At 65.9% G+C, this 23445-nt stretch carries 23 protein-coding genes; 17 read left to right on the plus strand and 6 right to left on the minus strand.

The features are described 5' to 3' along the window. Nucleotides 1–17: 17 nt before the first annotated feature. A complete protein-coding gene (gene otsA / locus AC04MI_RS02945) occupies nucleotides 18–1394 on the plus strand; it encodes an alpha,alpha-trehalose-phosphate synthase (UDP-forming) (protein WP_476497033.1) in 1377 nt (458 codons plus the stop codon). A gap of 29 nt (nucleotides 1395–1423) precedes the next feature. Here the strand turns inward: otsA and AC04MI_RS02950 are convergent, their stop codons facing one another. Beyond that, nucleotides 1424–1618 carry a DUF2905 domain-containing protein gene (locus tag AC04MI_RS02950; protein WP_056745516.1) on the minus strand — a complete coding sequence of 65 codons (195 nt, stop codon included), beginning with the start codon at nucleotides 1616–1618 and terminating at the stop codon, nucleotides 1424–1426. A 32-nt stretch (nucleotides 1619–1650) separates the two neighbouring features. Then, nucleotides 1651–2448, minus strand: a complete 798-nt coding sequence (hisN, locus tag AC04MI_RS02955; protein WP_146870067.1) for a histidinol-phosphatase — start codon at nucleotides 2446–2448, stop codon at nucleotides 1651–1653. A 217-nt stretch (nucleotides 2449–2665) separates the two neighbouring features. Between hisN and AC04MI_RS02960 the strand changes: the two genes are divergently transcribed. Genes AC04MI_RS02960 through eutC form a run of 6 tightly spaced genes read left to right on the plus strand, consistent with a single transcriptional unit; the run spans nucleotide 2666 to nucleotide 9440 of the window. Beyond that, the gene (locus AC04MI_RS02960) at nucleotides 2666–3691 is read left to right on the plus strand and encodes an ABC transporter substrate-binding protein (protein WP_436078336.1); all 1026 of its coding nucleotides are present in this window, start codon (nucleotides 2666–2668) and stop codon (nucleotides 3689–3691) included. A gap of 39 nt (nucleotides 3692–3730) precedes the next feature. Then, the gene (locus tag AC04MI_RS02965; RefSeq protein ID WP_436078335.1) at nucleotides 3731–4738 is read left to right on the plus strand and encodes an ABC transporter ATP-binding protein; all 1008 of its coding nucleotides are present in this window, start codon (nucleotides 3731–3733) and stop codon (nucleotides 4736–4738) included. Beyond that, nucleotides 4735–6402: an ABC transporter permease subunit gene (locus AC04MI_RS02970; protein WP_436078334.1), complete on the plus strand. Its 1668-nt coding sequence runs from the start codon at nucleotides 4735–4737 to the stop codon at nucleotides 6400–6402. Before AC04MI_RS02965 ends, AC04MI_RS02970 begins: the two co-directional genes overlap by 4 nt. Before the next feature lie 10 nt (nucleotides 6403–6412). After that, on the plus strand, nucleotides 6413–7189 hold the full coding sequence (locus tag AC04MI_RS02975) for a DeoR/GlpR family DNA-binding transcription regulator (RefSeq protein ID WP_436078333.1): 777 nt from the start codon (nucleotides 6413–6415) through the stop codon (nucleotides 7187–7189). 26 nt (nucleotides 7190–7215) lie between these two features. Further along, entirely contained in the window at nucleotides 7216–8625 is a 1410-nt protein-coding gene (locus tag AC04MI_RS02980; protein ID WP_436078332.1) for an ethanolamine ammonia-lyase subunit EutB, read from the plus strand. Then, nucleotides 8622–9440: an ethanolamine ammonia-lyase subunit EutC gene (eutC, locus tag AC04MI_RS02985; RefSeq protein ID WP_121943913.1), complete on the plus strand. Its 819-nt coding sequence runs from the start codon at nucleotides 8622–8624 to the stop codon at nucleotides 9438–9440. Before AC04MI_RS02980 ends, eutC begins: the two co-directional genes overlap by 4 nt. A gap of 98 nt (nucleotides 9441–9538) precedes the next feature. On the opposite strand, the gene AC04MI_RS02990 is transcribed toward eutC, so the two are convergent. Next, the gene (locus tag AC04MI_RS02990) at nucleotides 9539–10657 is read right to left on the minus strand and encodes a class I SAM-dependent methyltransferase (RefSeq protein WP_436078478.1); all 1119 of its coding nucleotides are present in this window, start codon (nucleotides 10655–10657) and stop codon (nucleotides 9539–9541) included. 10 nt (nucleotides 10658–10667) lie between these two features. Here AC04MI_RS02990 and AC04MI_RS02995 point away from each other — a divergent pair, with 10 nt between their 5' ends. From AC04MI_RS02995 to AC04MI_RS03025, 7 genes are all read left to right on the plus strand, one after another. Beyond that, on the plus strand, nucleotides 10668–11462 hold the full coding sequence (locus tag AC04MI_RS02995) for an SDR family oxidoreductase (protein ID WP_476497038.1): 795 nt from the start codon (nucleotides 10668–10670) through the stop codon (nucleotides 11460–11462). Between the two features lie 33 nt (nucleotides 11463–11495). Then, entirely contained in the window at nucleotides 11496–11879 is a 384-nt protein-coding gene (locus AC04MI_RS03000; RefSeq protein WP_192420890.1) for a dihydroneopterin aldolase, read from the plus strand. A gap of 4 nt (nucleotides 11880–11883) precedes the next feature. Beyond that, a complete protein-coding gene (gene ttcA, locus AC04MI_RS03005) occupies nucleotides 11884–12867 on the plus strand; it encodes a tRNA 2-thiocytidine(32) synthetase TtcA (protein WP_476497040.1) in 984 nt (327 codons plus the stop codon). A gap of 55 nt (nucleotides 12868–12922) precedes the next feature. Then, complete coding sequence (locus AC04MI_RS03010; RefSeq protein WP_436078330.1) at nucleotides 12923–13534, plus strand: DUF4136 domain-containing protein; 612 nt, start codon at nucleotides 12923–12925, stop codon at nucleotides 13532–13534. Nucleotides 13535–13557: 23 nt separating this feature from the next. After that, a complete protein-coding gene (locus AC04MI_RS03015) occupies nucleotides 13558–14199 on the plus strand; it encodes a histidine phosphatase family protein (protein WP_436078329.1) in 642 nt (213 codons plus the stop codon). Further along, a complete protein-coding gene (locus AC04MI_RS03020) occupies nucleotides 14183–15349 on the plus strand; it encodes a DSD1 family PLP-dependent enzyme (RefSeq protein WP_099731351.1) in 1167 nt (388 codons plus the stop codon). Before AC04MI_RS03015 ends, AC04MI_RS03020 begins: the two co-directional genes overlap by 17 nt. Nucleotides 15350–15428: 79 nt before the next feature. Then, nucleotides 15429–17231 (plus strand): lysoplasmalogenase family protein, encoded by a 1803-nt coding sequence (locus AC04MI_RS03025; RefSeq protein ID WP_436078328.1) that lies wholly within the window; start codon nucleotides 15429–15431, stop codon nucleotides 17229–17231. Here AC04MI_RS03025 and ruvB read toward each other — a convergent pair. The 3 genes from ruvB to ruvA all read right to left on the minus strand — a co-directional run bounded on the left by ruvB (nucleotide 17188) and on the right by ruvA (nucleotide 20877). Next, entirely contained in the window at nucleotides 17188–18249 is a 1062-nt protein-coding gene (ruvB, locus tag AC04MI_RS03030; RefSeq protein WP_476497042.1) for a Holliday junction branch migration DNA helicase RuvB, read from the minus strand. The genes AC04MI_RS03025 and ruvB overlap by 44 nt on opposite strands. Nucleotides 18250–18294: 45 nt before the next feature. Then, nucleotides 18295–20208, minus strand: a complete 1914-nt coding sequence (locus tag AC04MI_RS03035; protein WP_436078327.1) for a trypsin-like peptidase domain-containing protein — start codon at nucleotides 20206–20208, stop codon at nucleotides 18295–18297. Between the two features lie 93 nt (nucleotides 20209–20301). Next, nucleotides 20302–20877, minus strand: coding sequence for a Holliday junction branch migration protein RuvA (gene ruvA / locus AC04MI_RS03040; protein WP_116748819.1), 576 nt, complete (start codon nucleotides 20875–20877; stop codon nucleotides 20302–20304). An 80-nt stretch (nucleotides 20878–20957) separates the two neighbouring features. Between ruvA and AC04MI_RS03045 the strand changes: the two genes are divergently transcribed. The 3 genes from AC04MI_RS03045 (at nucleotide 20958) to AC04MI_RS03055 (ending at nucleotide 23349) form a co-directional block, all read left to right on the plus strand. Beyond that, on the plus strand, nucleotides 20958–21914 hold the full coding sequence (locus AC04MI_RS03045; RefSeq protein ID WP_476497044.1) for a PhoH family protein: 957 nt from the start codon (nucleotides 20958–20960) through the stop codon (nucleotides 21912–21914). 62 nt (nucleotides 21915–21976) lie between these two features. Then, nucleotides 21977–22435: an rRNA maturation RNase YbeY gene (ybeY, locus tag AC04MI_RS03050; protein ID WP_476497045.1), complete on the plus strand. Its 459-nt coding sequence runs from the start codon at nucleotides 21977–21979 to the stop codon at nucleotides 22433–22435. A gap of 131 nt (nucleotides 22436–22566) precedes the next feature. Then, on the plus strand, nucleotides 22567–23349 hold the full coding sequence (locus tag AC04MI_RS03055) for a sulfite exporter TauE/SafE family protein (RefSeq protein WP_476497046.1): 783 nt from the start codon (nucleotides 22567–22569) through the stop codon (nucleotides 23347–23349). Nucleotides 23350–23445: the final 96 nt, after the last annotated feature.

The raw sequence follows: 23445 nt of genomic DNA on the forward strand, positions 1-23445 counted from the left end.
CACGGATGATTGCCCCCATGAGCCGTCTTGTCGTCATCTCCAACCGTCTTGCCGATCCGCGCAAGCCCGCCGCCGGTGGCCTTGCTGTGGCCCTGGGTGAAGCCCTGAACCAGACCGGAGGACTCTGGTTTGGCTGGAGCGGCACCGTGGTCGAAGACGGCACACCCGGCGAGAGCGAACTGCACACCCGCCAGGCCGGCGCCGTCACGCTGGCCACCGTGGACCTSKGCCGCGARGACCATGACAGCTACTACCWSGGCTACAGCAACAGCGTGCTGTGGCCGGTGTTCCATTACCGGCTGGACCTGGCCGACTTCAACGCCCGCTACATCACCGGCTACCGGCGTGTGAACCAGATGTTTGCGCGCAAGCTGCTGCCCCTGCTGCGCGACGACGATGTGATTTGGGTGCACGACTACCACCTCATTCCCCTCGCCGCAGAGCTGCGTGCTATGGGCTGCAAGCAGCGCATCGGGTTCTTTCTGCACATTCCCATGCCGCCGCCGCTCATCATGGCGGCCATTCCGCAGCACGAGTGGCTGATGCGCTCTTTGTTCGCCTACGACCTGGTGGGCCTGCAGAGCGAGGCCGACGTGTCGCATTTCACGCGCTATGTTCGCAATGAGGGCAGCGCCGAAGAGGTGGACGAAAAGCGCGTGCGCGCGTTTGGGGCTACCGTAGTGGTGCAGTCGTTTCCCATCGGCATCGACGTGGACGAATTCACCCGCCTCACACACGCCCCCGACGCGATGGAGACCTACGAGAACATGCGCGACGAGTATTCGCGCAGGCGCCTGCTGCTGGGCATTGACCGGCTCGACTACTCCAAGGGCATCCCACACCGCGTGCGCGCATTCCGAGAGCTGCTGGATCGTTACCCCGAAAACCGCGACAGTGCGACGATGATCATGATCGCCTCACCCAGCCGCGACGACGTACACGCCTATGCCGACCTGCGCCAGGAACTGGAGGGCCTGTGCGGCTCGGTCAATGGCGACTACGGCGAACTGGACTGGATGCCGGTGCGCTACATCCACCGCATGGTGGCGCGCAAACGTGTGCCGGGCCTGTGCCGCGCCGCTGCCGTGGGCCTGGTCACGCCACTGCGCGATGGCATGAACCTGGTGGCCAAGGAATACGTGGTGGCGCAAGACCCGGACAACCCCGGCGTGCTGGTGCTGTCACGGTTTGCAGGTGCAGCAGAACAGTTGAAAGAAGCGCTGCTGGTGAACCCCTACGACCCCCAGGGCATGGCCGACAGCATCCAGCAGGCCCTGCAGATGCCGCTGGCCGAACGGCAGGCGCGCCACCAGAAGCTCATGGCGCGCATCAGGGAGCACGATGTGCACTGGTGGCGCAAGGCGTTTCTGGACGCGCTGCAGACGGCGGGCTAGCAGGCGCAGCGGCCGCGGGGATGGCGGCCCTACAACAGCTTGGTGATCAGGCTGACCACAAAGCTCAGCAGCAGCGTGGACGCCAGTGGCACATCCCAATCGCGCCCCAGCCAGCGAAACCGGAAGTCCCCGGGCAACCGCCCAAAACCCATGCGGCGCAGCAGCGGCGACAGCCAGCTGATGAACATTAGGGCCAGGAGAATGACGAGGAGCCAGCGGAACATGGTGCGCCCAGTGTAGGCGCCACCGCATTCGACTAGGCGATGGCGGTTTCGGCCAGTTGGGCCAGCGCCTGGGCATGCAAATGCGGCGTGGCAGCGGCTACCACCCGCCCATCTGATGCCGCCGTGAGCGCGCGGCCCTGCCAGTCGGTAATGCGCCCGCCCGCGCCCTCGACCAGGCAGACCAGCGAGAGGTAATCGTACGGCTGCAGCCCTGCCTCCACCACCAGGTCCACGTGCCCCCCCGCCAGCTGGGCATAGGCATAGCAGTCGCCGCCAAACCGGCGCAGCGCGCACTGGCGGCTCAGCGCGTCAAAACGCTGCCAGTCGGCCGCACCAAAGGCGTCCGGAGAGGTGGTGTAGATGCGGGCCTGCGCCAGTTGCTCGCACCGGCTGGCCCGCACGGGCTGGCCATTGCACTGCGTCAGCTGGCCTGCCAGCCCCGTCCAGCGCTCACCCAGCACCGGCAAATCCATGAGCCCCAGCACGGGCCGCCCCTGGTGCAGCAGTGCAACGAGCGTGCCCCACAGCGGCGATCCGGTGATGAAGCTCTTGGTGCCGTCGATGGGATCGATCACCCACACGTACTCGGCGTCCAGCCGCTCGCGGCCATGCTCCTCGCCCAGGATGCCGTGCGTGGGTGCCTGCGCCCTCAGAACCGCGCGCATCGCAGCCTCGGCCTCGCGGTCGGCAATGGTGACCGGGCTCTCGTCCGCTTTGGTCAGCACATCCAGCGGGGTGCGGAAGTACCGCAGCGAGTGGACGCGGGCCGCATCGGCCAGGGCGTGCGCCAGGTCCAGGAAGGGGGAAACGGGGGTTGGCAAAGTGTTCATGGGAATGTGCAAGGAAAGAGGTGCGGGCAGTGGTTGGGCAATGGGGAAGGGCCTACCGCTCGGCATGAACTGGTTGGCATATTTAGTGCTTGTGTATTTTCGTGCAAAAACAATAATTTGCACAAGTGCAATAAAACGCACAAATTTGGTGAACAAATTCCCTGGCCTGCGGCGACCCCGCACTGTTTTTTGGCAACACACCGTTCTGGAGAAATTCATGCGCACTCGCTCCTCCCTCTTTGCCGCCCTGCGCCTGCTGCCCGTGTTGGGCGCCTTGGCCTGCGGGCTGACCACCGCCCAGGCGGGCACCGTCACGGCCTACACCGCGCTCGAAGAAGACGAGATCAAGGAATACCTAGCTGCGGCCAAGAAAGACCTGCCCGATGTGGATGTGAAGGTGCTGCGCCTGTCCACCGGCGACCTGGGTGCACGCATCCTGGCCGAAGCCGCCAACCCGCAGCACGATGTGATCTGGGGCTGGGCGCTGACCAACACGCTGGACCCGCGCATCACCGCCCTGCTGGAGCCCTACAGCCCCAAGGGCAGCGACAAGCTGGCTGCCAAGGACAAGGCCGCCGATGGCAAATGGTTCACCACCACCGGCTACATGGCCGCGTTCTGCGTGAACACCGAGGTGCTCAAGGCCAAGAAGCTGCCCATGCCCACGTCGTGGAAGGACCTCACCAACCCCGTCTACAAGGGCGAGGTGGTCATGCCCAACCCGGTGTCCTCGGGCACGGGCTACCTGCAGATTGCCGCGCTGATCCAGTCGCGCGGCAACGACGAGGGCTGGAAGCTCATCAAGGCCATGGACGGCAACGTGGCGCAGTACATCAAGTCGGGCTCCCGCCCCTGCAAGGCGGCGCGGGCGGGTGAGTTTGCGATTGGCACCTCGCTGGCGTTTGCGGCCATGCAGTCGGTGGACGAGGGCTACCCGGTCAAGATGGTGATCCCCACTGACGGCGCGGGCTATGAGCTGGAAGCCTCGGGCCTGATGGCCAGCTCCAAGAACAAGGCCGACGCCAAGCGCTTCCTCGACTGGACGCTGTCGCCCGGTGCGGCGCAGCTCTACACCAAGTACAAGGAAATCGTCACCGTGCCCGGCGTGCCGCAATCCAAGGCGGCTGCAGCGGCAGGCCTGCCCGCCGACCTCTCCAAGGTGCTCTACCCCATGGACTTTGCCAAGTCCGCCAAGGAACGCGACGCGATCCTGGGCGCCTGGCAAAAGACCATCGGCCGCTGAACCGCTGCACTGAACCGCACTCCCCGAGGACCACACACCATGTCCCTGCAGATCACCGACCTGCACAAGAGCTTTGACGGCCAGGTCGCGCTCGAACGCATCCACCTCGCCGTGGGCGCCTCGGAGTTCGTGTGCCTGCTCGGCCCCAGCGGCTGCGGCAAGACCACGCTGCTGCGCATCATCGCGGGGCTGCTGCCTGCCGATGGCGGCCGCATCACCCTGGGCGGCCGCGACCTGGCCACGCTGCCTGCGCGCGACCGGGGCTTTGGCATCGTGTTCCAGTCGTACTCGCTGTTCCCGCACATGACGGTGGCGCAGAACGTGGGCTACGGCCTGGCCATCCGCCGCACACCGCCCGACGTGGTGCAGGCGCGCACGGCCGAGCTGCTGGACATGGTGAAGCTGGCTGACTTTGGCGGGCGCTACCCGGCGCAGTTGTCGGGCGGCCAGCAGCAGCGTGTGGCCATTGCACGGGCACTGGCGGTGAACCCTTCGCTGCTGCTGCTCGACGAGCCCCTGTCGGCGCTGGATGCGCGCGTGCGCGCCGACCTGCGCCATGAGCTGCGCGAGGTGCAGCGCCGCCTGGGCATTCCCACCATCATGGTCACGCACGACCAGGAAGAAGCCCTGGCCATGGCCGACCGCATCGTCTGCATGCAGGGCGGGCGCATTGCACAGGCGGGCTCGCCGCGCGAGCTGTACCTGGCACCGCGCACCCGCTTCGTGGCCAACTTCATGGGGCACAGCAACCTGCTGCCGCCCGCCCAGGCCCGGCTGCTGCAGCCCGCCCTGGGCGGTGCCCCCGAAGGCATGGAGCCCGAGTCCGCCATGCTGTGCATCCGCCCCGAACGCCTGCAGCTGCAAGCCAGCGCACAGGGTGCGGGCCGCGTCACCGGCACCACCTTCCTGGGCAGCATCCAGCGGGTGCAGCTGCGCTGGAACGACCTGGACCTGCTGGCCGAATCCAGCAGCGCCAGCAACTGGGAGGCTGGCCAGAACGTGGACATCTCGGTGAGCGCGCAGGACTGCGCCTGGGTGCACGCATGAACACCACCGCAGCCCTCCACCTGCCGCCCATGCATGCCAGCGAGCGCTGGCTGCTGCGCGCCTGCCTGCTGCTGCCGCTGGCCGCGCTGGTGCTGTTCTTTGGCGTGCCCATGCTGGCCATTGCCTGGCGCAGCCTGGTGCAGGACACGGGCGGCATCGGCTGGGGCAACTACGCCGCGCTGCTCGACACCCCCGGCGTGTGGCGTGCCCTGGCCAACAGCCTGCTGCTGGGCGCGGTGACCACGGCCGTCACGCTGGTACTCGCCTTTGTGGTGGCGTTTGGCCTGGAGCGCACCTGCATGCCGGGCCGCCGCTTTGTGGCCGGGGCGCTGGCCCTGCCCATGCTGGCGCCCTCGCTGGTGCTGGGGCTGGGCCTGATCTTCCTGCTGGGGCGCAACGGCATCGTGGGCAAGATGCTGGGCGTGCGGCCCGAGATCTATGGTTTTTGGGGCCTGTTGATTGCAGACGTGCTCTACGCACTGCCGCAGGCCGTGCTCATCGTGCGCACCGCGCTGCGCCAGGGCGATGCCCGGCAGTACGACGCCGCCGAAGTGTTGGGCGCCACCCCGTGGCGACAGTTTTGCGACATCACGCTGCCGCAGGCCCGCTACGGACTTCTGAGCGCGGGGTTTGTGGTGTTCACCATCACCATCACCGACTTTGGCAACGCCGTGGTCATTGGCGGCAATTTTGCCGTGCTGGCCACCGAGATCTACAACCAGGTCAGCGGGCAGATGAAATTTGGCATGGGCGCGGTGGTGGGCATGCTGCTGCTGGCGCCCGCCGCGTTATCGGTGTTCATCGAACGCATGGCCGCACAGCGTGCCGGGGCAGGTGCCGAATCGGCCCTGCCGCCCACACCCGCACGCAGCCCGGGGCGCGACACCGCGTTTTTCATCGCCTGCATGGGCATTGCGGGCAGCATCGTGGCCCTCGTGCTCACGGTGGTGGTGGCCAGCTTCATTCGGCTGTGGCCCTACCGGCTGGACCTCACACTCAAGCACTACGACATCACCATTGCAGGGGGCTATGCGCCGCTGTGGACCTCCGTCTGGGTGTCGGCCCTGGCCGCCAGCGTGGGCACAGCGATGCTGTTTGTGCTGTGCTTTGGCATACGCCGCCTGCCGGGGCGGCTGGCGCAGGCGGCCACAGCGCTATCGGCCTTGCCGGTGGGCGTGCCCGGGCTGGTGCTGGGGCTGGCCTATGTGTTCACCTTCAACACCGCCACCTGGCCCTGGGGCATGCTGTATGGCACGGCCATTTTGCTGGCGCTGTGCAACTACTACCACTACCACACGCAGGGCTTTATGACCATGATGACCGGCATGCGCAACGTGCCCACCACGCTGGAAGACGCCACCACCGTGCTGGGCGGCAGCACCGCCCGCGTGCTGCGCGATGTGTACCTGCCCGCGCTGCTGCCTACGCTGCTGGCGGTGCTGGCGTTTCTGTTCATGCGGTCCATGGTCACGCTGTCGGCGGTGATCTTCCTCATCACGCCCTCGCTGCCCATGGGGGCGGTGACGGTGATGCGGCTGGATGAAGCAGGGCTGACCTCGCAGGCCGCAGCGTTCTCTACCTGCATCATGGCGGTGGTGGGGTCGCTGGCGTTGCTGCTGCACTTTGGCACGCAGCGCCGAAAACCTGGTTCCAAGCCCGCCTAACATCGCCACCATGCTGCAAGAAGAACGTTTCCTCCGCATCCGCACCCTGCTGTCCACGCTCTCGCGGGTGAGCACGGAGCGCATTGCGCAAGACCTGGACGTGTCCCGCGAAACCGTGCGCCGCGACATCCTCGCGTTGGAGTCGCAGGGCATTCTGCGGCGCGTGCACGGGGGCGTGGTGGCCCAGGGGCCAGAGCCCGAACCCCCGCTGGCCGTGCGCCAGGCGGTGCGTGCGCGCGAAAAGCGCGCCATCGCCCGCGCCGCCCTGCAGCTGCTGCAGCCGGGGCAAACGCTGTTCATTGACGCGGGCAGCACCACAACCCTGCTGGCCGAAGCGTTGTCCAGCCTGTCGGGCCTGACCATCATTACCAACGGGCTGAACGTGGCGCTCAAGCTCGCTGCGGCCGACGCCGGGCGCAGTGCGCGCAACGACGTGATCCTGCTCGGAGGCCGCACCGACCCTGCCGTGCAGGCCACGCACGGCGACACCACCGTGGCCGAAATCCACCGCTACCGCGCCGATGTGGCCCTGCTCTCGCCCGTGGGCATCAGCGTGCACAGCGGCGCCACCAGCTTTGAACACCACGAGGCCGCCGTGGCCCGCGCCATGGCCGCGCAGGCCAAAGAGCTGCTCCTGCTGGCCGACCACAGCAAGGTGGGGCAAGCCAGCCGCGTGACCTATGCCAGCCTGTCCGACGTGGGCACGCTGGTCACCGACGCGGGTGCCCGCGCCCTGCCCGCCTTCTCGGCCCTGCAGGCAGCAGGCTGCCACATCGTGGTGGCCTGATCAATTCAGAAGGGGCAGAGCACACCATGGCCTACCAGCACACCATTGGCGGCGAGCGCTGGCAGTTCAGCGACCTGCGCGAGGTGATGGCCAAGGCCACGCCGCTGCGCTCGGGCGACGCCCTGGCAGGCGTGGCAGCCACATCGGCTGTGGAGCGCATGGCCGCGCGCCTGTGCCTGGCCGACATCCCCCTGACGCGCTTTCTGAGCGAGGCGCTCATCCCCTACGAAAGCGACGAGGTCACGCGCCTCATCCTCGACACCCACAACGCCGCCGCGTTCGCGCCCCTCGCCCATCTCACCGTGGGGGACTTCCGCAACTGGCTGCTGGCCCACAGCACCGACAGCGCCCTGCTCGCCGCCGTGGCACCCGGCATCACGCCCGAGATGGCGGCCGCCGTGAGCAAGCTCATGCGCAACCAGGACTTGATCGCCGTGGCGCGCAAATGCCGCGTGGTCACGCGGTTTCGCAACACCATCGGCCTGCCGGGCCACTTGGCCGTGCGGCTGCAGCCCAACCACCCCACGGACGACCTGCGCGGCATTGCGGCGTCGATGATCGACGGCCTGCTGTATGGCGCGGGCGACGCGGTGATTGGCGTGAACCCCGCCACCGACAGCATCGCAGCGCTCACCGGGCTGGTGCACATGCTGGGCGACGTGATCGAGCGGCTGCAGATCCCTACGCAGTCGTGTGTGCTCACGCATGTGACCAACACCATCCAGATGGTGGAGCAAGGCGCGCCGGTGGACCTGGTGTTCCAGTCGATTGCGGGCACGGAGGCGGCCAACGCGAGCTTTGGCATTTCGCTGGCGCTGCTCCAAGAAGCGCGCGAGGCGGCACTGTCCCTGCGGCGCGGAAAAAACTTTGGCGATGGCGTGGGCGACAACGTGATGTACTTTGAAACCGGCCAGGGCAGCGCCCTGTCGGCCAACGCGCACCACGGGGTGGACCAGCAGACCTGCGAGGCGCGGGCCTATGGCGTGGCCCGCGCGTTTGCGCCGCTGCTGACCAACACGGTGGTCGGTTTCATCGGGCCCGAGTACCTGTACGACGGCAAGCAGATCATCCGCGCGGGCCTGGAAGACCACTTCTGCGGCAAGCTGCTGGGAGTGCCGCTGGGCTGCGATGTTTGCTACACCAACCACGCCGAGGCCGATTCGGACGACATGGACACGCTGATGACGCTGCTGGGCACGGCGGGCCTGACCTTCATCATGGGCGTGCCAGGGGCGGACGACATCATGCTCAACTACCAGAGCACTTCGTTCCACGACGCGCTGTATCTGCGCGAGGTGCTGGGCCTGCAGTGCGCACCCGAGTTTGGCGCGTGGCTGCAGCGCATGCACGTCACCGATGCAGGCGGACGCCTGCTGCCTGCCCACGATCAACACCCGGCGCTGGCACAAATGCGGCAATGGAGGCTGGGCGCATGACACACGAACCAGCGCCACACGGCATCCCTCCCGACCCCTGGGACGACCTGCGCGCCCACACCCAGGCACGCCTGGCCCTGGGGCGTGCGGGCGCAGCCCTGCCCACGGCCGAGCTGCTGCGTTTTGGCCTGGCCCATGCGCAGGCGCGCGATGCCGTGCACATCCCCCTGGACGCCGAAGCGCTGGCCACCCAGCTGCAGGCCCAGGGCTGCGCAACGCTCCCCGTGCACAGCGCCGCCCCCGACCGTGCCACCTACCTGCTGCGCCCCGACCTGGGCCGGCGGCTGTGCGATACCGATGCGCAGGCGCTGCGCTCACTGGGCGATCAGCACAACGGCGGCCGCCCCGTGGACCTGCTGCTGGTGGTGGCCGACGGCCTCTCATCCCTGGCCGTGGCGCGGCAGGCGCCACCGCTCATCGACGCGATTTGCCAACAGGCGCCCGCAGGCTGGCAGCTGGGCCCCGTGGTGATTGCCCAACAGGCCCGCGTGGCGCTGGGTGACGAGGTGGGCGCACTGCTGGGCGCGCGCCTGGTGGCGGTGCTGATCGGCGAGCGGCCGGGCCTCAGCTCGCCCGACAGCCTGGGCATCTACCTGACCTGGCACCCGCAGGTGGGGCGCAACGATGCGCAGCGCAACTGCATCTCCAACGTGCGGCCGGAAGGCCTGCCCCCCGCCGCCGCCGCTGCGCGCCTGTGGTGGCTGTGCCAGGAGGCGCGGCAACTGGGGCTCACGGGGGTGGGACTCAAGGACCGCAGCGATGGGATGACGCTGGTGGCGGGGAGCTCCCACAAGATCTCCGACCGTTCAGGCTGAACCGGTCGAAGCCAAGGAAACTTCAAGCCAAATTCGGCTCTAGCGCTTGCCCACCAAGCGCCTGCAGCTATCTTTCTCGAAGCACACGAATACCTGGATCACAACCGGTGCGACCGGTCCCCGTGCGCAAACCCCACGGGTTCCCAGGGCTCGCCTGCCCCCACGGCCAGCACCTTGAACAGCTCGCCCATCTCGTGTTCCATGATCAATTTGGCCGCTGTCGCCCGTCCCGCTTGTGGTAGCAGCTCCATTTTGGGGAGCAACCCACAGTTGATGAGGAAATGCGCCTGCGTGGTGTAGCCCAGCACGTTCAGGCCCGCCTCCTGCGCGGCCAGCGCCATGGCGGTGAAGTTGACGTGGGCAGTGATGTCCTTGAGCCCCACCGCCACCAGCGGGTCGCCATCGGCCAGGTGGCCCTGGTGGCACATCACGGTGCCCATGTGGCGCTGGGGGTGGTAGTACTCGTCTTCGCCAAACCCATAGTCCAGCAAGAAGGCGGCGCCGCGCGTGAGCCGGTCGGCCAGCATGCGCATGAAGCCTTCGCCCTGGGCGTGGATCTCGGTCAGGTAATCCTGCGGGCCTTCGATGTCGATGGGCGGGCGCAGGTCGGTGGGGCGGTCGGCCCAGGCAAAACTGCCGTCCTGAGCTACCGCCACTCCGCGCTCATGCCACACACCGCCCTGCTGGCCGCCGTGGCGGGCGAGCAGTTGCACGGGCATGGCATCGAGCACCTCGTTGCCCACCACCACGCCGCTGAATTTTTCAGGCAAGGCATCCACCCAGCGCAGCTTGTGGGCATGCGCCACCAGTTTGGCCTGCTGGCGCGCGCGCAGGCTGCCCGACAGATCGACGATGGTGTAGCGCTGCACCTGGTCGCCCAGCGTATCCAGCAACTGCAGCGCCAGCGCGCCCGAGCCCGCGCCGAACTCCCAGACCTCGTCGGTGCCGGTTTGGGCCAGCGCCTCGCCCACCTGCACGGCCAGGGTCTGGCCGAACAGTGGGGTCATCTCGGGCGCGGTCACGAAGTCGCTGCCCGACTCCGGCATGGCACCGAATTTGGTGGAATCGTTGGCGTAGTAGCCCAGGCCGGGCGTGTACAAGGCCAAGGCCATGAAGCGATCAAAACCCAGCCATCCACCCTCGGCGGCAATGGCCTGGGTGATGTGCTGGTGCAGGGCGGTCGTTAAACTGTCGGGTCTTTGGGTCACGGCCCGCATTGTCCCCCACATGTCCATCCCTCCCCTTCCCCACCGCCCCCGCACCGTGCTGGTGACCGGTGCCGCCAAGCGCCTGGGTCGCAGCATTGCGCTGGCCCTGGCTGCCGGCGGCTGGCAGGTGGCGGTGCACTACCGCTCGTCAGCGCAAGATGCTATCAATACAGTAGCTGAATGTGCAAGATTGACTAGCGCAAGCGCCCATTTTGAGGCCGATTTTGATGACGAAGCCGCCGTGCGCGGCCTGCTGCCCCGCGTGGTGGCGCACTTTGGCAGCGTTGACGCGGTGGTCAACAGCGCCTCCCTGTTCGAGCACGACAACGTAGAGACCTTTGGCTTTGCCGCGCTCGAAAAGCACCTGCGCAGCAACACCGCGGCCCCCGTGCTGCTGGCCCAGGCCCTGCACCAGCATTTGGCCGACCGGGTGGCGGCGGGTGAGGCCGACGCGCAGGGCGCCGTGGTCAACCTGCTGGACCAGAAGCTCTGGAACCAGAACCCCGACTTCATGAGCTACACGCTCTCCAAGGCCGCGCTGGAAGCCGCCGGCACCATGCTGGCGCTGGCCCTGGCGCCGCGCGTGCGTGTGGTGGGCGTGGCACCCGGCCTCACATTGACCAGCCATATGCTGAGCGACGAAAAGTTCGCCCAGCTGCATTCCCTCAGCCCCCTGGGCCGCTCTTCCACCGCCGAGGACRTGGCCGCCACGGTGAAATTTGCGCTGGAGAACCGTTCCATCACCGGCACCACGCTGCTGGTCGATGGCGGCCAGCACCTGATGAAGTTTGACCGCGATTTCTCGTTGATGTGAGCCCAGCGCTTGCGCACACAACGAGCCCCCACCATGACACAGACCCCTTCCCAGATGACTGGCACGCAGATCCTGACGCTCACCGGTTTGCGCTTCGATGCCAACCTGGGCATCCTCGACCACGAAAAGACCGACCCGCAACCCATCCAGGTCGATGCCGAACTGAGCCTGGGCGTGCAGCCGCTGGCCCCGCGCGACGACGACATTGGCCATGTGCTGGACTACCGGCGTGTGCGCCAGATCATCATCGACGAGTGCACGGCCGAGCATGTGAACCTGCTGGAGAGCCTGATCGGCAAGCTGGCCAACCGCCTGATGCAACTGCCCGGCGTGCTGGGCGTGCGCGTGAAGATTGCCAAACTCGAAATTTTTGACGACTGCGAAGTGGCCATTCGCGTCGAGACAGGACAGTGGTGACCCCATGAGCACCGTAGTGAACGAAGCCCCGACCACCAACCCCGCCCTCTCCGCCCCCGTCGGCTGGGCCGACGAGCCTGCAGAGGCAGCCGCCAGCGGCGCCGCCCGCATGAAGATCGAGCGTGAAACCCACAAGCTGGAAAAGCGCCTGTGCCGCGAAGTCGGCAAGGCCATCGTCGACTTCAACATGATTGAAGAAGGCGACAAGGTGATGGTGTGCATGTCCGGCGGCAAGGACAGCTATGCGCTGCTCGACATCCTGCTCAAGCTCAAGGCCCGCGCGCCCATTCACTTTGACCTGGTGGCCGTGAACCTGGACCAGAAGCAGCCGGGGTTTCCTGAGCATGTGCTGCCCGAGTACCTGGCCAGCACCGGCGTGCCCTTCCACATCGAGAACSAGGACACCTACAGCATCGTCAAGAAGCTGATCCCCGAGGGCAAGACCACCTGCRGCCTGTGCAGCCGSCTGCGCCGSGGCATYCTGTACCGCGTGGCCGATGAGCTGGGCTGCACCAAGATCGCGCTGGGCCACCACCGCGACGACATCCTGCAGACGCTGCTGCTCAACATGTTCTTTGGCGGCAAGATGAAGAGCATGCCCCCCAAGCTGGTCAGCGACGATGGCAAGCATGTGGTGATCCGCCCGCTGGCCTACGTCGCCGAGAAAGACACCGCCCGCTGGGCCGCGCACCGCAACTTCCCCATCATCCCGTGCAACCTGTGCGGCAGCCAGGAGAACCTGCAGCGCAAGCAGGTGGGCGAGATGCTGCGCGAATGGGAAAAGCGCTTCCCCGGCCGCGTGGAGAACATGTTCAACGCCCTGCAGAACGTGGTGCCCTCGCACCTGCTGGACGGCAGCCTGTACGACTTCAAGAACGCCAAGGCCACCGGCATCGCCAGCGAAGACGGCGACAAGGCCTTTGACAAGGAAGAGTTTGCGGCGCCATCGCCATCGCTGCCCGGCGTGCAGGTGGTGCAACTGTCGTGAACTGCCGGTGCCAGCGGCACTCTCACGGAGATCCTTGTTTCAGGACACTCTGACCATGACACAACGCCGATGGATTGCCGCCCTGCTCCTGGGCCTCACCGTCACCCTGCTCGCAGGCTGCAGCACCACCCGCGTGGTGGAGGGCCAGGTGCAGAGCTTCTCAGCGCTAGCGGCCGTGCCCGCACCTGCCACGTACCGCATTGAGCGCCTGCCTTCGCAGCAGGCCCCTTCGTTCGACACCATCACCACACTGGCCGAGCAGGCCCTGGCCCGCGCGGGCCTGCAGCGCGACGATGCTGCGCCCCGTCTGCTGGTGCAGCTGGGCGTGCAGGCCGACGCCGTGCCGCGCTATGACCCGTTCCGCCCGTACGGCGCTTACGGCCCCGGCCCCTGGGGCATGGGCGGCTGGCATGGACGGGGCTGGGGGGTGCATGGCATGTGGCGTTTTGGCGAGCCCACGCCCCTGCACCGCCGCGCGGTCAGCATCGTGATGCGCGACGCCAGCACCCAGGCCGTCGTGTACGAAACCTCCGCCGTGCACGAAGATGTGTGGGTGAGCGATCCGGCCGTCTATGGCGTGCTGTTCGACGCGGCGCTCAACGGCTTTCCGAAGCCGCCCGAGGGGCCACGGCAAGTACGCCTGCCATTGGTTCCGCCCTCACACTGATTCCCTCTACGCCAGTCTATTGCATGCACGCCACCCGCATCGTTGCCATCCGCCACGGCGAAACCGCCTGGAACGTGGACACCCGCATCCAGGGCCACCTGGACATTCCGCTCAACGACACCGGCCTGTGGCAGGCCGCCCAGGTCGCCCAGGCCCTGGTGGGCGAACCGATTGCAACCATCTACTCCAGCGACCTGCAACGCGCGCACGCCACCGCCCAGGCCGTGGCCCACACCACAGGCGCCCCGTTGAAGACCGAGCCGGGATTGCGCGAACGCAGCTTCGGGCACTTCCAGGGCCGCACGTTTGCCGAGATCGAGGCCGAGCTGCCCGAGGACGCATTGCGCTGGCGCAAGCGCGACCCCCACTACACGCCCGAGGGCGGCGAGTCCCTTGTCACCTTGCGTGACCGCATCGAACGCACCGTGACCGCGCTGGCGCAGCAGCATGTGGGCGAGCAGGTGGTGATGGTGGCGCACGGCGGCGTGCTCGATGTGCTGTACCGCCTGGCCACGCGCCAGGACATCCAGGCGCCGCGCACCTGGCAACTCTCCAACGCCGCCATCAACCGCCTGCTGTGGACGCCTGACGGCCTCACCCTCGTCGGCTGGGCGGACACCCAACACCTTGACCAGATTGTCCTGCGCGATGAAAACCACGCCTGAATTGCAATCCACCATCGGCCAGCGGGTGGACGCTATCGACACCCCCGCTCTGGTGGTGGACCTGGATGCCATGGACCGCAACATCCAGCGCATGGCCGACTTCGCGCGCAAGCACCACGTGCGCTGGCGCCCCCATGCCAAGCTGCACAAGAGCGCCGAACTCGCGTTGCTGCAGCAACGCGCTGGCGCCCAGGGCGTGTGCGTGCAGAAGGTCGCTGAGGCCGAGGCGCTGGCCGCTGGCGGGGTCGATGACATCACCATCACCAACCAGGTCATTGCCATGCCCAAGCTGCACCGCGTGGCGCGGCTGGCGGCGCTGCTGGCGGCACGCGGCGGTCGCCTGGGCGTGGCCGTGGACCACATCGACGGCATCGAACGCCTGGCCGAAGCCATGGCGCAGTACGGCAGCGACGCAGGCATTGATGTGCTGGTCGAGATCGACGTGGGCCAGGGCCGCTGCGGCGTGCCGCCGGGCGAGGCCGCAGTACCTCTCGCGCTGGCCGTGTCGCGCAGCCCTCGCCTGCGGTTTGCGGGGCTGCAGGCCTACCATGGGCGCGCCCAGCACCTGGCCAGCAGCGTGGGTCGGCGCGAGACCATCGCCGCTGTCGTTCGCGCGGCGGATCACACGCGCCAGCTCATCGAAGCCGCCGGGCTGCCCGTGCCGCTGATCACCGGATCAGGCACAGGCACCCTGGTTCACGAGGCCGCCAGCGGCGTGTTTGGCGAGTTGCAGGCGGGCTCGTTTTTGTTCATGGACGCAGATTACGCGCGCAACGAACGCGATCCTGCGCAGCCCGCGTTTGAACATGCGCTGTACGTCAAGACCCAGGTGGTGTCGGTGCGCGACACCCACGCCGTGTGCGACGCCGGTCACAAGAGCCACGCCATTGACTCCGGCCTGCCCACGGTGGCCCTGCTGCCCGCCGACCGCACCCTGCGCTATGCCAACGGGGGCGACGAGCATGGCTTGCTCTACGCGGACGCTCCCGATGCCCGCCTGCCCAGCCTGGGACACATGCTCTGGCTCATCCCTGGCCATTGCGACCCCACGGTCAATCTGCATGACTTTTTGATCGGCGTGCGCGGCGGTTTGGCGGCCGGCACGGTGGAGCGCATCATCCGGGTGGATGCACGGGGAGCGCTGACATAGGCGCAGCCCTCTAAACACCGGCGCTATAGGGGTTCACCTGCCCCGGTGTGAGCTGGCTGCTGGACCACAATCCGGCAACATGAGCCCCAGCCAGATCATCGTCCTTGCCACACCCGTCTTCTTCCTGCTGATCGCCCTTGAGCTGGCCATTGGCTTCAAGCGCCAGCGCAACACCTACCGCCTGGCCGATGCCGTCAGCAGCATCAGCCTGGGCATGCTGAGCCAGACCAGCGCAGTGTTCACGCGGCTGCTGCGCATTGGCATCTACACCGCCCTGTTCGAGCACGTGGCGCTGTGGCGCAACGATGCGTTCTGGGCCAGCCTGCCCGGCTGGCTGCTGGCGCTGGTGTTCTACGACTTCTGCTACTACTGGCTCCACCGCATGGGGCATGAATCGGCGGTGCTGTGGGCCGCGCACGCGGTGCACCACCAGAGCCAGGACTACAACCTCAGCACCGCGCTGCGCCAGACGAGTTCGGGCGCGCTGCTGGGCTGGATCTTTTATGTGCCCATGGCACTGGCGGGCGTTCCGCCGCTGGTGTTCGGCGTCGTGGCGCTGATTGACCTGCTCTACCAGTTCTGGGTGCACACCGAGCAGGTGGGGCGCCTGGGCTGGTTCGACCGCTGGTTCTGCAGCCCCAGCAACCACCGCGTGCACCATGCCGTCAACGACGCCTATCTGGACAAAAACTACGGCGGCATCCTGATCCTGTGGGACCGACTGTTTGGCACCTTCAAGGATGAAGACGCGCAGGAGAAATGTGTGTACGGCACGCGCGGCCTGCTCAACAGCTGGGACCCGCTGTGGGCCAACGCCCAAGTGTACGCCGGGCTGGCGCACGACAGCTGGCACGCATGCAGCTGGCTCGACAAGCTCAAGGTCTGGATCAAGCCGCCGGGCTGGCGGCCTGCGGACGTGGCGGAGCGCTTTCCCAAGCCGGCCTTCAGCATGGCGCAGATGGCGCTCTACCACCCACCGATGTCGCGCGCCGTGCAATGGTTTGCACTGGTGCAGTTTGTGCTGCTGCTCGGGGGCGTGGCGGCCTTTTTGTGGCAGGCCGATACGGCGCCGCTGGCGCACAACGCCGTCTGGTTCGCCGTGCTGCTGACAGTGCAATGGTCGCTGGGCGCGGTGATGCAGGGGCGCATCGGCATGCTGATGGCGCTGATGCTGCAAAGCGCGGCACTGGCCACGGCCACCAGTGCGCTGGAGTTCACACAATGGCATTGGCTGTTCAAACCGCTGACCATGGCGATTGCTATTATTTTGATAGCTGCCAGTGCATATTCGACTAGCGCAAGGGGTGCATTGGGCTCAAAAACGCCATGGGCCTTGCTCATCGCTGCCCTGGGCGGGTCATTGGCGGGGGATGTGTTCCTCATGTTCCAGGGCTTCTTCATCCCCGGCCTGGTGAGCTTTCTGGTGGCGCATCTGTTTTATGTGGCGCTGTTCAAAAGTGGACAGGCATGGTTTCCGCACCGGGGTGCACTAGCGGCCACGCTGGGCATCGGCACGGCCATGTACGCCTTTCTGTGGACGAGTGGCCTGCCACCTGCACTCCGCGCGCCCGTCGCAGCCTATGTGCTGGTGATTGCGTTGATGGCGGCCCAGGCCATTGGCCGCGCCACCGTGTTGCGCGACGCCGCTTCGCTGTGTGTCGCCATCGGCGCCGGGTTTTTCATGCTCAGCGACTCGCTGCTGGCCACCAACCGGTTTGTGACGCCCCTACCCATGGCGCAGGTCTGGGTGCTGGCGACGTATTACGCTGCACAGGCGCTGATCGTGGCAGGCATGCTGCGGGGCACAGCCCGCGCAGAGCCCAGCTCTGCCACGCCCCTCACACCCCAAACAGATCTTGCCCGCTCGCCTTCGGCGGCGTAACCCCCAGGTGGCGGAACGCCGCCAGCGTGGCAATGCGCCCGCGCGGCGTGCGCTGCAGGAAGCCCTGCTGGATCAGGTAGGGTTCGATCACGTCCTCGATGGTGCCAGCCTCTTCGCCAATGCTGGCCGCGATGTTGTCCAGCCCCACGGGGCCGCCATCGAAGCGGTGGATCACGGCTTCGAGCAGCTTGCGGTCCATCASGTCRAAGCCYTGCGGGTCSACRTCRAGCATSGCMAGCGCCTTGTCGGCAATGGGTTTGGTAATGCGCCCATCGCCCTTGACCTCTGCATAGTCGCGCACCCGGCGCAGCAGCCGGTTGGCAATGCGCGGTGTGCCGCGCGAGCGGCGGGCGATCTCGAAGCCACCCTCCTCATCCATCGGTGCATGGAGCAACCCGGCACTGCGCTGGACAATGCGCGCCAGCTCCTCGGCCGTGTAGAACTCCAGCCGCGCCACGATGCCGAAGCGGTCGCGCARCGGRTTGGTSAGCATGCCSGCRCGSGTGGTGGCGCCCACCAGGGTGAAGGGCTGAAGGTCSAGCTTGATGCTGCGCGCTGCCGGSCCCTCGCCGATCATGATGTCGATCTGGTAGTCCTCCAGCGCAGGGTAGAGGATTTCCTCCACCACGGGTGACAGGCGGTGGATTTCGTCGATGAAGAGAACGTCGTTCTTTTCCAGGTTGGTCAGCAGCGCCGCCAGGTCCTTGGGCTTTTCCAGCACCGGGCCGCTGGTCTGGCGCAGGTTCACGCCCAACTCCGCCGCGATGATGTGCGACAGCGTGGTCTTGCCCAGGCCGGGCGGGCCGAACAGCAGCACRTGGTCCAGCGCCTCACCCCGCTTCCTCGCCGCACCGATGAATATTTCCAACTGCTCCCTGGCCTTGGCTTGGCCCACATACTCCTGCAAGAGTTTGGGGCGCAGGGCACGTTCGATGGCCTCCTCTTGGGGGGAAACGGGAACTGCGGAGATGACGCGTTTGGCGGGGGCAGGGGTGAAGTCGTCGGTCTGGATGGTCATTGTGTGAGCAGGGAGAGTCTGCGCCTTAGATACTGCGGCACAAACTCACTGCGAAGTCCATGCGTAGTACATGGGGCCCTCATATTGAAAGTCCTTGTGGACCTGAATCACAAAGTCGCGCTCAGCAGCACTGATCGTGTAAAAGTGTGCTCGCGTCTTTGCGTTGTAGAAACGGTAGATCGGAGAAGACTCGTTGCCCTCACCCTTCTGTGCATACCAGCTGACGACCTCGTAGCGATATTCAGGAAAATGAGTGATCACATAGTCGCGCTCTTCCACACTGCCCGAGTAAAAATGTGCGCCGCTGGTGGCGTTGTAGAAACGAAACACGGGGTCCTTGCCGGAGCTGGCATCCGGATAAGCGTAGAACGCGATATTTTCATATCCGAACTCTGGGAAGGTTTTAATCACGAAATCCCGCTCGGCAGCACTGGCCGTGTAGAAATGCGCGCCAGTTTTGCTGTTGTAAAACCGGTAAACAGCTGCGCGACCACTGCTGACTGCCGATGCCAGCCAGTTCTTCAAAGCAGCGTTGTAAGCCACGTCAAAACGGCCATAGAAGTCCGATGACGACTTGTTGGTACAAATGGCACTCCCTCCATACAGGGTGCCTACCACCTTGCCGTTCCTGAACAGCGCAGAACCACTGCTGCCCCCCTCGGTAGTGCCTTGGCTCCAGTTAACTCGGTAGTAGTTACCGCTGGTCCCTCCACACGAAAATTGCGTGTCAGAGATCGTGGTGCAAGTCGATTGGCCGACCACTGCCCCATAGCTCAACTTAAGGAGGTCGCCACGGGGATGGTGCAAACCGATGGTAGAGACTCCTGCAGCCACGGCAGATGCATCCCACCCCGCAAAAACCGCTCCTGCGGGAGGTGTGTCGTTGAGCAAGAGAAACGATGTATCGGTATCGGCACTGGCGTAGAGAAGTTTGGCCCCTCCTACCTTCTTGGTACTCGAACTCTGCAGTGCACCACTGTTACAGCTCGACGAACGGAAGAACCAGTCCGTCTGCAAGGACGAAGCCACGGTCTGATCTGAAATACAGTGGTTGGCACTCAGGAAGTAAGGCTTGCCACTGGAGCTGCCATCGTTGAGCAATGTGCCTGTGCACAGGTAGGCATTCGCTCCTTTAACAAATACCATGCGCGCGACCGCATTGCGTTCGTTGGCGCCGTCGTTGTAGCAAGTGGCGTCCAGGTTACAGGTGTCGGCATCGCCGATGGCTTTCGCATTCTGCTGAATTTGTTCTTGGTATTCCTGCTCGGTGGGTACGGACAAGTTCGCGAAGATGTGCGACAGCTGGGGCACCGAAATTTGCAAGGTACTCGCGGCAATACCAGGTGGCAACTCCACCTCCAAGGTCGCCTCGCCGCCCCCGGTATCAGGTGTCCACCACGTGCGAGCAGCATCCGAACGGTCGCCCGCAGCCTGATTGCGCTCGATCAGTTGGAGAATTTCCTGCCCGGAGATCTCGAACACCTTGTCAGGCGCCGCCTGCGTATAAACGCGCACCACTGCGCTGCCCGGAAGCTGCTGAACAAGCACTCCCAGCCGCAAACCATAGGCCCCTTCCGCGCTGAAGCTCACCGCAGCAACCAAGCCACCCGCAGGTGCTTTGCGCCACTTCCACAGAGCTCCCATCGCAGACACAGACTTGGTCGCCTCCACATCACGGCCTTGCCCCACGAGCCGTGGCCCCACCGAGTCCACTGACTGGGTCTTTTCCGTAGCCAGTTCTTCCAACGCGACCACAGCTGCTGACGGCGCTGCAGTGGCACTGCGGGACTTCACTCGAGAAACATCCTGCACGGCTTCTACAGGCTGAACCCTGCTGTCCACCTGAGACAGCAACGGAGCGTTAGGTGCCGCGTCACCTGTGCCACCACCACACGCCACCAGCAGCGCTGCTGCCGAGAAGAGGGCGGGTACCCAACGCACTACGGAAAACTTTTTCATTGTCTGCATCCTAGAAATCGCTACGACTCACGCTTGCAAGCCTCAAAAGGGTCACCACTAAACCATTGTGGGGCGAACATTTCGGGGCGATTATCAGCGGGCCAACGCCTTCAACGCCAGCTTAATTCCGTCACTCACCCCCACCTCCGCTGGCAGCGCCTTGAGCGCCGCAGCCGCCTCCTTGTCGCTGTAGCCCAAAGCCAACAGCGCCTGCAGAATGTCGGCTTGCGCATCGCTGGTGGCCGCGCCACGCACAGCACCCATGTCCGCACCCAGCTTGCCCTTGAGCTCCAGCAGCAAACGCTCGGCTGTCTTTTTGCCAATGCCCGGCACCTTCACCAAACGGCCCGCCTCCTGCAGCGAAATCGCCTGCGCCAGGTCACTCACGCCCATCCCGCTCAGGATGGACAGCGCAGTGCGTGGTCCCACGCCGGAGATCTTGATCAGCTCACGAAACGCCTGGCGCTCAGGGGCGGTTGCAAAGCCGTACAGCAGCTGAGCATCCTCACGCACGATGAACTGTGTCAGCAGGCTCACACGCTCTCCCACGGCGGGCAGGTTGTAGAACGTGCTCATGGGCACATTCACTTCGTAGCCCACGCCGTGGCAGTCCAGCAGCACCTCGGGGGGATTCTTCTCCAGCAGGGTGCCGGTCAATTTGCCTATCATTGATGTCCTTTGACGACGCGGGCATGACATGCCGCGCCGCCGTTCTTGCTGTTTTCCGTTGCCTGACTGGAATTATCCGCGTGATCCTGCGCCACACCTTCACCCCCCACAACAACACCCGGCTCACCCACCTGTGTGGCCCGGCCGATGCGCACCTGCGCACCATCGAGGTGGCATTGCAGGTGAGCATTGCGCACCGGCACGAGCAGTTCAAGGTCGACGGCCCCAAGGCCAAGGCCACGCAGGCGATGGAGCTGCTGCAGGCCCTGTATGAGATGGCCGAGCGCCCCATTGGCGAGGACTATATCCAGCTGATGCTGGCGGGCGACAGCGAACTGCTGGAGGCCCCGGACGACGCCATCATCCTCAACACCCGCCGCGCGGACCTGCGCGGGCGCACCCCCACGCAGAACCTGTACCTGCAGAACATCGCCACGCACGACATCACCTTCGGCATCGGCCCTGCCGGCACCGGCAAGACGTATCTCGCCGTGGCCAGTGCGGTGGATGCATTGGAGCGCAGCAGCGTGCAGCGGATCGTGCTGACCCGCCCGGCGGTGGAGGCTGGAGAGCGCCTGGGCTTTTTGCCCGGCGATCTGGCGCAGAAGGTGGACCCCTACCTGCGCCCGCTGTACGACGCGCTGTATGAACTGATGGGGCATGACAAGGTGCAAAAGGCCTTCGAGCGCAACGCCATCGAGATTGCGCCGCTGGCCTTCATGCGCGGTCGCACGCTGAACAACGCGTTCGTCATCCTCGACGAGGCACAGAACACCACGCCCGAACAGATGAAGATGTTCCTCACCCGCATTGGCTTTGGCGCCAAGGCCGTGGTGACCGGTGACGTSAGCCAGATCGACCTGCCCAAAGGCACCCTGAGCGGSCTSATCGAYGCCGAGCGCGTRYTSARGCGCGTSAASGGCATCTCGATCACSCACTTCACCAGCGCCGAYGTGGTGCGCCATCCGCTGGTGGCCCGCATCGTGGACGCCTACGACGCCCCCCGCCGTGCCGCAGCGGCCCGCACCCGCGACTGAACTCCTAATTTGATAGCTACTTACGCTTATAAATTGGGCACCGGTAGCTTAAAACACCTCAAATGTCTTTAAACCAACTCTCCCTGTCGCTGCAGTTTGGCGCGTTTGACGAAGCCGCCGCCCACCGGGCTGTGCTGCCCCGCCACAAGGTCACGCGCTGGATCCGCCACGCCCTGGCCACCGACGCGGAGATCACCGTGCGCATCGTGGGTGCTGAAGAAGGCCAGCAGCTCAACCGCGAGTACCGCAAGAAGGACTACGCCACCAACGTGCTCACCTTCGACTACACGCAGGAGCCCGTGGTGACCGCCGACCTGGTGCTGTGCGCCCCCGTGATCGAGCGCGAGGCGAAGGAGCAGAACAAGAGCCTGGAAGAACACTACGCCCACATGCTCGTGCACGGCACGCTGCAYGCSCAGGGCTGGGACCACGAGACCRGCGAGGCCGACGCCGAGGAGATGGAGGCGTACGAGACCGACATCCTGCGCGAGCTGGGTTTTGAAGACCCCTACGCAACCTGACCGGATGCAGGGTTTCCCCAAGAGCCTGCGGATCGCCCACCTGAAAAACGCAGCCGCGCGCAAAGCAGTCGCACCTTTTACGGTCGCAATTCGGACTCGAAAGCGCGGCATCTCCACCTAACATCGGTGCAATGCCGCGCGCGCAACACTGCGGCCAAGGAGATACTTTGGATACCGCCCTGCTCGTCACCGCCGCCTTCGTCGCCGGCGCCCTCAATGCCGTTGCCGGAGGCGGCAGCTTTCTGACCCTGCCTGCCCTCGTCTTCACCGGCGTGCCGCCCGTGGTGGCCAACGCCACGGGCACGGTGGCGCTGTTGCCGGGCTACATGGCGGGGGCCTGGGGGTTTCGGGAAGACATGCAACCACCGCCTGGCCTGTCCATGCGGGCAGTGGTGTTGCTGGCCCTCATCGGCGGATCGGCCGGGGCGGCGCTCCTGCTGATCACGCCCGATGCCACCTTCCGCAAGGTCGTGCCCTGGCTGCTGCTGGCGGCCACGGCGCTGTTTGCACTGGGGCCCCGGCTGCGCCAGTGGGCCGGCGCGTCGGCCCATGGCCCCGCCGCGCCGTGGAAGGCGGCCCTGGGCATGCTGGCCGTGGCGGGGTATGGCGGCTACTTCAACGGCGGGTTGGGCATCTTGCTGCTGGCACTTTTCGGCCTGCTGGGGCAAACCCAGCTCAACGCCATGAACGGCATGAAGAACCTGGTCTCTGCGCTGCTTACCGCGATTGCGGTGGCCATCTACGCAGCGGGCGGTATCGTGCTGTGGCCGCAGGCGCTGATGATGATGGTGGCCGCCACCGCAGGCGGGTATGGCGGTGCCCGCGTAGCGCGCAAGCTGCCTGCCAACGTGCTCCGCTGGGGCATCGTGGCTACCGGGCTGGTGATGGCGGCGGTGTTCTTCTGGCGGCAGTGAGCAGCGGCCCCTTGCCGTCCTCGTCGGCGCCTCCATCCTCACCCGCGGGCAGCAGCCGCCTGCCGCCCCGCGTACTGTGGGCCATGCTGCTAACGC

It is taken from the genome of Acidovorax sp. LjRoot204, from assembly GCF_056175785.1.

What these genes read in the sequence shown, in the direction of transcription:
- AC04MI_RS03025 (WP_436078328.1), top strand. Translation starts at nt 15,429, where the DNA reads ATGAGCCCCAGCCAGATCATCGTCCTTGCCACACCCGTCTTCTTCCTG.
- AC04MI_RS03035 (WP_436078327.1), bottom strand. Translation starts at nt 20,208, where the DNA reads ATGAAAAAGTTTTCCGTAGTGCGTTGGGTACCCGCCCTCTTCTCGGCA.
- ruvA (WP_116748819.1), bottom strand. Translation starts at nt 20,877, where the DNA reads ATGATAGGCAAATTGACCGGCACCCTGCTGGAGAAGAATCCCCCCGAG.
- AC04MI_RS02965 (WP_436078335.1), top strand. Translation starts at nt 3,731, where the DNA reads ATGTCCCTGCAGATCACCGACCTGCACAAGAGCTTTGACGGCCAGGTC.
- AC04MI_RS03055 (WP_476497046.1), top strand. Translation starts at nt 22,567, where the DNA reads ATGCCGCGCGCGCAACACTGCGGCCAAGGAGATACTTTGGATACCGCC.
- hisN (WP_146870067.1), bottom strand. Translation starts at nt 2,448, where the DNA reads ATGAACACTTTGCCAACCCCCGTTTCCCCCTTCCTGGACCTGGCGCAC.
- AC04MI_RS03000 (WP_192420890.1), top strand. Translation starts at nt 11,496, where the DNA reads ATGACACAGACCCCTTCCCAGATGACTGGCACGCAGATCCTGACGCTC.
- AC04MI_RS02970 (WP_436078334.1), top strand. Translation starts at nt 4,735, where the DNA reads ATGAACACCACCGCAGCCCTCCACCTGCCGCCCATGCATGCCAGCGAG.
- eutC (WP_121943913.1), top strand. Translation starts at nt 8,622, where the DNA reads ATGACACACGAACCAGCGCCACACGGCATCCCTCCCGACCCCTGGGAC.
- AC04MI_RS02950 (WP_056745516.1), bottom strand. Translation starts at nt 1,618, where the DNA reads ATGTTCCGCTGGCTCCTCGTCATTCTCCTGGCCCTAATGTTCATCAGC.
- AC04MI_RS03010 (WP_436078330.1), top strand. Translation starts at nt 12,923, where the DNA reads ATGACACAACGCCGATGGATTGCCGCCCTGCTCCTGGGCCTCACCGTC.
- AC04MI_RS02960 (WP_436078336.1), top strand. Translation starts at nt 2,666, where the DNA reads ATGCGCACTCGCTCCTCCCTCTTTGCCGCCCTGCGCCTGCTGCCCGTG.
- AC04MI_RS03020 (WP_099731351.1), top strand. Translation starts at nt 14,183, where the DNA reads ATGAAAACCACGCCTGAATTGCAATCCACCATCGGCCAGCGGGTGGAC.
- AC04MI_RS02975 (WP_436078333.1), top strand. Translation starts at nt 6,413, where the DNA reads ATGCTGCAAGAAGAACGTTTCCTCCGCATCCGCACCCTGCTGTCCACG.
- AC04MI_RS03015 (WP_436078329.1), top strand. Translation starts at nt 13,558, where the DNA reads ATGCACGCCACCCGCATCGTTGCCATCCGCCACGGCGAAACCGCCTGG.
- AC04MI_RS02990 (WP_436078478.1), bottom strand. Translation starts at nt 10,657, where the DNA reads ATGCGGGCCGTGACCCAAAGACCCGACAGTTTAACGACCGCCCTGCAC.
- AC04MI_RS02980 (WP_436078332.1), top strand. Translation starts at nt 7,216, where the DNA reads ATGGCCTACCAGCACACCATTGGCGGCGAGCGCTGGCAGTTCAGCGAC.